Raw genomic sequence first — 551 nt, 5'->3', positions numbered from 1 at the left:
CCGGACCCGGTCAATGCCGGTCATCTGAAAGGCGACGCGAACCACATGGAGATCGTCGGCGATCTGCCGCGACAGTTGCCGCAGGGAGCGACAGCACGGATGAGCGTGGACTTCCAGATGCCGCTGAACGCCCCACCAGGAACCGGGTTAGGTATGAGCTATTTCGCGTTCTCCCGCGAAACCGATGGCGTAGATCTGGCCATGACCGATTTGATCTCCGTCGTCGCTGACGCAGCCCCCATTCCCACGCCAACAGCGACTCCCACGCCGGCGTCCTCGGCAGCTCCTCCCCCTGTGGATCCGTCGCCGACAGTGACACCAGCCCCTGTTTCAACCGACACCTCGACTCCCGCCATTGGTCCCGCCAAAGCCGGGCCGACAACACCAGTCGCGGATGCCGAGGAAGCGTCTGGGGCGTTGCCGGACACCGGGTCCGCGTTTCCCCTCAGCACCCTGATCACCGGAGGGGTCCTGCTAGTGGCGGGTGTGCTGATGCTGGTGTCTCGGCGCCGCCCCAGCCCTCAGTAACCGGTCTGCAGTGGTGCGTCGAC

The 551-nt window shown here is 65.3% G+C and carries 1 protein-coding gene; it reads left to right on the top strand.

What is annotated here, in order from left to right; all coding sequences use genetic code 11:
- A partial coding sequence (locus AC1DG4_RS19530; protein WP_477420529.1) for an LPXTG cell wall anchor domain-containing protein occupies positions 1–528 on the top strand: 528 nt, incomplete at its 5' end.
- Between the last annotated feature and the right edge of the window lie 23 nt (positions 529–551).

The organism is Microbacterium sp. 05N427, assembly GCF_056397105.1.
The sequence above is the reverse complement of the archived record's forward strand: the minus strand, read 5'-3'. Positions and strand labels throughout refer to the sequence as shown.